Source organism: Bradyrhizobium sp. WSM1253, assembly GCF_000244935.1.
Taxonomy (GTDB): Bacteria; Pseudomonadota; Alphaproteobacteria; order Rhizobiales; family Xanthobacteraceae; genus Bradyrhizobium; species Bradyrhizobium canariense.
The window spans coordinates 8015820-8024667 of sequence record NZ_JH600073.1; the positions used below are offsets into that span (position 1 = coordinate 8015820).

5 protein-coding genes, 1 tRNA gene and 1 pseudogene are annotated in these 8848 nt (G+C 59.9%); 5 read left to right on the forward strand and 2 right to left on the reverse strand.

All coding sequences use genetic code 11. The annotated features are described in order from the left end of the window. Positions 1–1650: 1650 nt before the first annotated feature. Positions 1651–1917, forward strand: coding sequence for a hypothetical protein (locus BRA1253DRAFT_RS38910; RefSeq protein WP_007603354.1), 267 nt, complete (start codon positions 1651–1653; stop codon positions 1915–1917). 154 nt (positions 1918–2071) lie between these two features. On the opposite strand, the gene BRA1253DRAFT_RS38915 is transcribed toward BRA1253DRAFT_RS38910, so the two are convergent. Both BRA1253DRAFT_RS38915 and BRA1253DRAFT_RS44840 read right to left on the reverse strand, forming a co-directional pair. Further along, a tRNA-Ser gene (locus tag BRA1253DRAFT_RS38915) sits at positions 2072–2164 on the reverse strand. Positions 2165–2565: 401 nt separating this feature from the next. Further along, positions 2566–2808: a hypothetical protein gene (locus BRA1253DRAFT_RS44840; protein ID WP_035994775.1), complete on the reverse strand. Its 243-nt coding sequence runs from the start codon at positions 2806–2808 to the stop codon at positions 2566–2568. Between BRA1253DRAFT_RS44840 and BRA1253DRAFT_RS46405 the strand changes: the two are divergent. The 4 genes and pseudogenes from BRA1253DRAFT_RS46405 to BRA1253DRAFT_RS38935 form a co-directional block, all read left to right on the forward strand. Then, a pseudogene (locus BRA1253DRAFT_RS46405) lies at positions 2767–3012 on the forward strand (tetratricopeptide repeat protein); the annotation flags it as partial. The gene BRA1253DRAFT_RS44840 and the pseudogene BRA1253DRAFT_RS46405 sit on opposite strands and share 42 nt — an antisense overlap. 2 nt (positions 3013–3014) lie before the next feature. Continuing rightward, on the forward strand, positions 3015–5243 hold the full coding sequence (locus BRA1253DRAFT_RS38925) for a glycosyltransferase family 41 protein (RefSeq protein WP_256375826.1): 2229 nt from the start codon (positions 3015–3017) through the stop codon (positions 5241–5243). Between the two features lie 474 nt (positions 5244–5717). Beyond that, positions 5718–7283, forward strand: coding sequence for a porin (locus tag BRA1253DRAFT_RS38930; RefSeq protein ID WP_007603364.1), 1566 nt, complete (start codon positions 5718–5720; stop codon positions 7281–7283). Positions 7284–7515: 232 nt separating this feature from the next. Next, a complete protein-coding gene (locus BRA1253DRAFT_RS38935) occupies positions 7516–8067 on the forward strand; it encodes a recombinase family protein (RefSeq protein ID WP_007603365.1) in 552 nt (183 codons plus the stop codon). Positions 8068–8848 lie beyond the last annotated feature (781 nt).

An 8848-nucleotide genomic window follows, 5' to 3' on the forward strand; every position in this document is an offset into this window, starting at 1 on the left:
CGACGCTCGCGCGCATCCTCGGCGACGAACTTCATCCCGATCGAACGCGATACGCCGACCGAATCGCCGTCACGCGATTCGCGCAAAACGGCGACTTGCACGCGCTCTGACGAGCGTTCGCGCCGTTAATCATGAAAATATTTTCGTTGCCAAAAGTCGCGACTCAGAGTCCGCGAAGCGCCTTCGCGAGGCGCTCGCGCGATCGGCAGGATGCGTCATTGCAACGATCGCGCGCGATGCGCGCGCGCAAAAAAATACTTTCTGCATAGCGTTTTTCTGCAATCGCATCTCTCGCAAAGGTCGATGCTGCGGGCACTCTCAGCGATCGCAAGCACACGTCATGCAGACCGCTTGCATCGCCTTCGCCAAGCGCAGGCGCGTTGCGTCGTCAACACTTCTTTAAGCGAGACGCTGTTTTTTTCGTTGTGTTGGTGTATTCGGGATGAGTGTGCACTCGATCCCCGACTGCATGCAGCGATTAAGCCATCTCACACATCGGAGGGCAACATGGCCAAGAAAGCTAAGAAGGCAAAGAAGGCGAAGAAGGCGAAGAGCGCAGTGAAGAAGACTGCGAAGAAGACCCGCAAGGTCGCCAAGAAGAAGTAACTTCGCTTTTTGAAGTTGCCGGCTCCTAGAGAGCCGGCACGTCATCAGCGCCTCTCAAAAGGTTCTGGTCGACGATAGAGGGTGTCGGCGAGACATCAGGTCAACGGTCGGATCGTTCTCTTTCGCGGGTTCGCTCGCCAAAGGCCGGTCCGGCAGAAGAAACAAGTTTTCTTCGTTCGTGCGGTTCTCCGTAAGGGGCTCCGCAATTTCACAAGTGGCCTTCGGGCCAACGTGGAAGCTGGTCCTGACGTGTTCGCCGACGCCCTCGTTCTCATGAGGCCGGGGTATTGCCGGCATTCCCTTATCCCGACATCGTTGATCTGACCGCGACGTGGCTGTTCTGTCTTGAGCAGGCAGGGCTATCGCATATGAGATCTCAGCGGCGCCTGAGCGAGCGCCTCGTCCTTCGAGACGACCGCTTCGCGGCCTCCTCAGGATGAGGCTCAGCTGGATCCGTCTGCGTTGAAATGCTGCCGCATCCTCATCCCTCATCCTGAGGGTCCGCCGCAGGCGGGCGTCTCGAAGGATGGCCGCAGTCGAGCTTCCAGCCATATGTTTCTTCATATGCGCGCCCTGCTCGAGCAGGGAGGCTGCGGCGCAATTGCTCGCTGTTCGCGCGCCGCTGGTCCATTCGCGGCGTCATCGCCCGGCTCCGATCGGGCGATCCAGGACGCCGCAGCTTCCCGTGGGACCATTGCTGTCTCTGGAATACTGGTGACGACAGCGGGCGGGGACGCCGCAGAACCGACGTCACAGTGTGCAATGGTTATCGTTCTCCCAAAATCCCAAGGTAAACCGAATCTGACGAATTGCAGAAGTGCCTGCAAAACTGGGACTTCTTGCATTTGTCGCACGCCCCTGGGGCGGACGCGTTTACGTCTGCTTCATCGCGATGTTTAAACTGCCATTCAAATTTGCCCGCCATCATTACCTCCAACAAGCCGGCAAACGGCACGGGCAAGAAGCCTCGGGGATGAGTTGAACAGTTGATTGGACGGGAGCCGCGCTCGGGGGACGGGACGGCACAAAAAAAGGGGATGCGTTATGTTTCAGGGTACTTTCGATCTGGAGACCGCGACGCCGATCGACGCAGACGCGCTGTCGGACGTGCTGTTCGAGCGCGGCCTCTATTGGGCGAGCGGACGCTCCGGTCTCGTCGATCTCGTCGCCGCGCACAAATGGTTCAACCTCGCCGCGCTCAAGGGCCGCAAGGACGCCGTGACGCTGCGCCAGGAAGTCGCCGGGCAGATGTCGGACGCCGATATCTCGGCCGCCCAGCGCGAGGCGAGGGCATGGGTTTCCGCCCACTGAGTGGAGATCACGTCCTGGCCGTCGTTTCGCAGGTGAAAGCTGATTTTCGCTGAATCAGGTTCCCTCGTGCTCCGCCAACCGGATTCGGGGCGGCATGAGGCCACCGTCGCGTGTCAGGTGAAGGAACGCACAGATCTCGGATTCTGCCGCGGGGTGGCGGAGAGGGAGGGATTCGAACCCTCGATACAGCTTGAGACCGTATGACGCTTTAGCAAAGCGTTGCCTTCAGCCACTCGGCCACCTCTCCGGTGCGAGCCTTATGCATCTAATTACTTGGGCTGGTCAATTTGGAAGCGTGTGTTTTTGCTCGAATATTCCCAGCGAATTCCGAAACCAAGCGGCGGGTGGGCTTGAGCGGGGGACAATTGCCTTTGTCACCGACCGATTCTCTCAAGTGATCGACCTGCAAGCGATTGATTTGGTTGAATCTTTCCGCGATTTGCCCCAAGCTATGGAGCGGTGATCGCTCTCCGATTGGCGACAGGGTCCCGTGTCAGGTTGCGGGACAGGCGCTCTTATTAGTTTAGTCGGGATAACTCGCTCGCCGGCCCAGGAGCCGCTCCGCCGCGCCAGGCGTCGCCGTAATCAGCGAAGGCCGGGCTGGAACGCTCGCTCATCCCTCGACGGCCGCGCGACGCCGCTACGGTCTCATCTTGCAATGTCGGGGGCGATGATATGATTGACCGACGTCCCGAGGGAGGAATGGACTTGGCGGGTGAACTGCAGACCAAATTTCGACGTGCTGTCGAAGCCTTTCACGCCCATGATCTGGTCAAAGCGGAAAGAATACTGCAGCAGATCGCAAAATCCTCCAGGAACATCTTCGAAGTCGAACATCTCCTGGGCGTGGTGAAGCTCGTACAAGGCCGGTTTGCCGAGGCCGAGATCCATCTCAGGGCGGCCGTGGCCCTGAACGGAAGCAGCGACGAGGCCCTCAGCAATTATGGATATGCGCTCAAAGCGCTGAACCGGCCTCAGGAAGCTCTGGCCTATTTCACGCGCGCATTGGCGGTGAATCCGCGCAATCCCCTTTCATATCACAACAGAGGTACGATCCTTGCCGAGTTCGCGAGAAGCTATGGCGAAGCGATCGAGCAATTCGACAAGGGGCGACATTCTACAATCCGAACTTTGCCGATGCCTATGCAAGCAAGGGCGGCTGCCTTGAAAAGCTCAGGCGCTACGAGGATGCGCTCGTGGCCTACGACAAGGCGTTGTCGATCAGGCCTGACCTGGAGACTGCATGGCTTGGTCGAGGCAATGCACTCCGGAATCTCAGGCGGTACGACGACGCATTTGCCACGTACGAGAAGGCGCTGTCGGCCCGGCCGGATTTCCCGAGTGCATGGGTTGGCCGGGGTGAAGTTTTCACCGATCTCAAGCGCCACGACGAGGCGCTTGCCGCGTACGACAAGTCGATCTCGATCAAGCCTGATCTCGAGAGCGCATGGGTTGCCCGAGGCCATCTTTTCTGGAGCCTGAGGCGTTACGACGAAGCCTCGGCAGCCTACGACAGGGCGCTCTCGATCAAGCCCGACCTCGAGAACGCGTGGCTTGGTCGGGGCAACGTGTCCTTCGATCTCAAACGCCTTGACGAGGCGTTGGCTGCCTATGACAGGGCGTTGTCGATCCGGCCTGATCTGGCGGAAGCCTGGCTTGGCCGCGGCAATGTTCTCACCGAGCTCAAGCGCCGTGACGATGCACTCGCTGCGTACGACCGAGCGCTGTCGATCAAGCCTGATCTCGCCGAGGCGTGGCTCGGTCGCGGCAATGTGGCGTGGGGGCTGAAGCGTTACGAGGAGGCTCTTGCCGCGTATGACAAGGCGCTCGCGATCAAGGCCGACATCGAGGGGGCCTGGATCGGCCGTGGCAACGTCTTTACCGAGCTCGGGCGCTATGACGAAGCCTTCATCGCCTTCGACAAGGCGGTGTCGATCAGGCCTGACCTCGAGGGTATCGAGGGTTTGCGTCTTCTTGCGAAGATGAACCTGTGCAATTGGGACAATCTGGACGAAGAGATCGGCCGGTTGACGGCAGCAATACGGCTCGGGAAGGCCAATAGCTCTCCCTTTGCTTTGCTGTCCCTGACGGATTCTCCCGATGATCAGCTCGGCTGCGCCAGGACCTGGGTCAGGGCAAAGCTCCCGCATGTCTCCAAAACGAGGTCAGGGGGTGAAGTCCGTCGCCACGACAAGATCCGGGTCGGATATGTTTCACCTGATTTTCGCAAGCATCCGGTCGGGTATCTCACTGCCGAGATCTTCGAGAATCACGATGCCGACCGCTTCGAGACCTACGCGTTTTCAATCGGTCCTGACGACAACAGCGATCTGCGCAGGCGGCTCGAAAAGTCATTTCATCGCTTTGTCGATTGCGAGCACAAGCTCGACCGTGAAGTCCTGAAAGCGATCGACGATGCGCAGATCGATATTCTTGTCGATCTTGCTGGCCATACGCACAATGCCAGGCTGTCGTTGTTTGCGTCCAGCCCGGCTCCGATCGTCGTCAACTATCTTGGCTTCGCGGGAACGCTGGGGAGCAGGGAGCTCTTCCACTACATCATTGCCGATCCAATCGTGCTGCCAGATCAAAACAGCCAGTTCTTCGACGAGAAGGTCGTTCGTCTGCCCGGCAGCTTCATGCCGCGTGATAATCACGTCGCGACGATCGACGATGCTGCGCCCAATCGGGCCGATCACGATTTGCGGCAGGAATGGACGGTGTTTTGCTGCTTCAACAACGCCTACAAGATCAATCCGGCTGTCTTTGGCTCCTGGATGAAGATCTTGAAGAGCGTGGATCAGTCGGTCTTGTGGCTGTCCGACGTGGGCGAGATCGCAAAATCGAATCTGCGGAAGGAGGCCAAGGGCCGGGGCGTCGACCCGGATCGACTGGTGTTTGCAAGGCGCGTTGCGTCTTCATCCGAACATCTGGCGCGCCATCGCCTCGCAGACCTCTTCCTCGACACGCTGCCCTACAACGCACATACGACGGCCAGCGATGCGTTGTGGGCCGGTCTGCCGGTGGTGACCCATATCGGGAATAGTTTCGCCGGCCGCGTGGCCGCGAGCTTGCTGAGCGCTGTCGGCCTACCTGAGCTGATCACAACAACGCCTGCGGATTATGAAGCGCTCGCGATCGAGCTGGCGCTCGATAAACAGAAGCTGGCGGATATTCGCGGACGGCTGCAAGGGAACCACCTGACCGCATCACTGTTTGATGCGGCGCTCTACGCCAGGCGGCTCGAGACGGCTTACGAGGCTATGTATCAACGACATCAGGCCGGCTTGCCGCCGGATCATATCGACATTCAAGCGCGCGGATGAGGACGGCCGTCGCGGCCGCCTACTAATCAGGGCAGCCAGTTCCCGAGGGTTTGGTCCGTGCCGGGTCCTTGGTTGATTCCACGATTCGGACGCCTCTGCCCCACGACAGAGCATCTCCGCTCATGTGGGGCCCGTGCCGGAACTTTGGACGCCAAATGAAACCCGTTGAAAAAATCCAGCAAGTTCAAGGTGTTACAAGGCCGCTCTGATCACATCTGCGTGTTATTTGTGCAACACCCGTCGGAAAACACGCTGCATCGGCCGGTTCTGAAGCGTTCTGTTGTTGTGTGTGCAAGGGCGTTCGGTAATTGTGACTGAGCGACGGAGGGGGGCATCCCGAGGTCGTCCCGTCTTAGGTGGTTCGCTTAAGTAGACCATCGATACGAGGATGCGTTGATTTCCAACGTCTTTTCGCGGGTAGCTCAAACGGCTTTGTACGAGGAATTGTACGGGGCTTCAACTTGGAGGTTTAACATGAAGTTCAAGGGCCTTTTGCTCGGTTCCGCGGCAGCTTTGCTCGCCGTTGGTGGGGCACAAGCGGCTGATCTTCCCGTAAAGGCCAAAGCGGTCGAGTACGTGAAGATCTGTTCGCTCTACGGCGCGGGTTTCTACTACATCCCGGGCACCGACACCTGCATCAAGCTGGGTGGTTATCTGCGCGCTGAAGTCGCGCTGAACACGAACAGCGACATCAACTGGCAGACCACCGGTAACAACGGCGCGCGTAACCGCCTGACGAACTACTACACGGCGCGCGCTCGTGAAGACCTGAACATCGACACCCGCACCGCGACTGAATACGGCGTTGTCCGTACCTTCTTCGACGGCGTGTTCTCGTGGACGACCGGTAACTACAACGGCACCGGCAGCGCGACTGGCACGACCGCCTACAGCAGCACGCTGGCCCTCAACACCTCGGGTGCAGCGCCGGCCCTCGTTGGCTCGTCGATCAACCCGACCGACGGCGGCACCTCGGGCGGTTCGCTCGGCGTGTACTACGCCTTCATCCAGTTCGCTGGCTTCACGATGGGTAAGGCCGTGTCGCAGTTCGACGCGCCCTGGACCAACTATCCCGGCAACAACTTCGACGGTCTCGCCGGCGGTAGCGGCACGGTCACCGGTATCAACCAGTTCAGCTACACTGCTGACTTCGGCCAGGGCGTCACGGCGGCGTTCTCGGCGGAAGATCCGACGGCTTACATGCAAGCCGGCAACCTCAACCTGAGCGGTGCGGCGGGCCTCGCCGGCGTGACTGGCGCCGCTTATGGTTCGAATGCCATCGGTGGCTCGCGTTCGCCGAACCTCGTGGGTATGGTCCGTGTCGACCAGGCTTGGGGTCTCTTCCAGGCGTCGGTGGCTGCGCATGACAACCACGTTGCCTACTACGGCGCGACCGAACCCACCGGTCATCCCGATGACAAGTGGGGTTGGGCGGTTCAGCTTGCTCTGTCGATCAAGAACATCCCGACCGGTGCGGGTGACGTGATCAACATCCAGGGCGTCTACACCGACGGTGCCACCCGCTACAACTTCCAGAACCTCGCGGGTAGCTCGTTCGCGCTTTACGGTAGCTCAAACGTTGCCTACGCCAGCGTGGGCGCGGCGAATGCTCCGGACACCGTGTTCGTCACGGGCGGTCAGCAGGAAACCATCAAGACTTGGGGCTTCCGTGGTGCGTACACCCATAACTGGGATGCGTACTGGAACACGGCGATCTACGGTTCGTACGCTCAGGCTCAGTTCGGCAGCGGTGCGAAGACCTTCCTCTGCGGACCCGCGGGCATCATCTCGGGTGTTGCCGGCGTGACGTCCTGCAATCCGGACTTTGCGCTTGGCACGGTGGGTCTCATCACCCGCTGGACGCCCGTCAAGAACCTGACGTTCTCGGCGGACGTCTCCTGGACCCGCCTTGACCAGAAGTATGCTGGCGTCGTGACCACCACGGCTATCAACGGCGTCGCGGCCAAGCCAATCGCGACCTATGAGCTGAGGGACCAAGACTCGGTCGTTATGCTCCTGCGCGCTCAGCGCAACTGGTAAGTTCGGTCTAACGACCTAACCTCCAAGAGCCCTCGGCAGGAAACTGCCGGGGGTTTTTTGCATTTGGCGCCTCAGGAGCAATAGCGGTCCGAGAGCTCGACAGCGGATCGTATGGGCCTACCCTCCCGAGACATTCACCTGAGACACAAATACCGTCTCAATAGGGTTGACATTTTAATTTCGAAACATCAATGTCTCATGGTCTAAAGCCCTAATGAGACAGGACTGGCGAATGACCATCATCGGGTACGCCCGCGTGAGCACCACCGATCAACACCTCGACCTCCAAGAGAACGCATTGCGCGCGGCAGGCTGCGACCTGATCCGCTCTGAGAAGCGCAGCGGCACCAGCACCGCTGGGCGGGAGGAGCTTCGCACCGTGCTCGATTTCCTTCGCGCTGGGGACGTGCTGATGGTGACGCGCATTGACCGCCTCGCGCGCAGCATCGGTGATCTTCAGGACATCGTGCGCACGGTGAAGGCCCGTGGGGGTTCCCTGCGAGCCACAGAGCAGCCCATCGATACGAGCACAGCGGCGGGGAAATGCTTCCTCGACATGCTCGGTGTATTCGCTGAGTTTGAGACCAACCTACGGCGCGAGCGCCAACTGGAAGGCATAGCGGACGCTAAGGCCCGTGGGGTCTACAAGGGTCGCAAGCCCTCGGTGGATGTTGCGAAGGTGAAGGCAATGCACGAGGAAGGCAAAGGGCCGTCAGCCATCGCGAAGGAGCTTGGCATAGGCCGTGCGTCGGTCTATCGCGCTCTGGAAGGCAAAGAGGGCTGAGCCCATGCGGAAGATCATCGGCTCCCTCGCTAGCGCTGCCGCCTAGCTAATCGGCAGCTAAGGGACTCCGGCTCCCGGTGGGGCCCTAGGCCATCGTTGCCGGGGCCCCGCCTTCAAAAAGCTCGGGCTAAAGCCCTTGGCCTGTGCTCGGCTGACATGAGCGGCGTGCTTTGCCAGAAGTACCGGGTCGGACCCAACAGGCCGGGGCTCAATGGGAACAGGCGCCCCGCAGGGGCACTCTGGCGCCGATGCCCCTAGGAGATTCAGCGGAGTCCTCTGGTGGGCGCTACAGCGAGCCGCCGGTCTTCCTGGGCATAGCGTCAAAGGCGCCCACGGGCTTCCTAGAGTCCCACAGGGGCATTTGCAGGGATGCCCCTTATCCACCCGAAGCTAGTACAGCGGCCTATTGCACATATACGGGCCGCTTGGCCCCAAACATTCGTTCCACGATATGGTAGGGTCCTGCGCTGGGGTAACAGGGGTAGATACACCATAGCCAATACCAGCAAATTATAGCTAGTAATAATAGATAGTTAGCTGAAGCCTATGTTGGCTGCGGAATCCGAGGCAAAGCGGCCACCGATTCCGACGGAAGGCGGCCAGCGATTCCGATCGAAAGCGGCCACCCAATCCGAACGAAGGCGGCCACCCTGTTGATAGGGTGAGACGGGGGGCGTTGTCGGCAATCTGAACGGGGCAAGGTCCCTCCTTTTGCGGTTCACGCAATGGGAGGTCCGATGCCCGCCGAGAGATTGCCGATGCGGAAGATTCGAGAAGTTCT

What these genes read in the sequence shown, in the direction of transcription:
- BRA1253DRAFT_RS38930 (WP_007603364.1), top strand. Translation starts at nt 5,718, where the DNA reads ATGAAGTTCAAGGGCCTTTTGCTCGGTTCCGCGGCAGCTTTGCTCGCC.
- BRA1253DRAFT_RS38910 (WP_007603354.1), top strand. Translation starts at nt 1,651, where the DNA reads ATGTTTCAGGGTACTTTCGATCTGGAGACCGCGACGCCGATCGACGCA.
- BRA1253DRAFT_RS44840 (WP_035994775.1), bottom strand. Translation starts at nt 2,808, where the DNA reads ATGGATCTCGGCCTCGGCAAACCGGCCTTGTACGAGCTTCACCACGCC.
- BRA1253DRAFT_RS38935 (WP_007603365.1), top strand. Translation starts at nt 7,516, where the DNA reads ATGACCATCATCGGGTACGCCCGCGTGAGCACCACCGATCAACACCTC.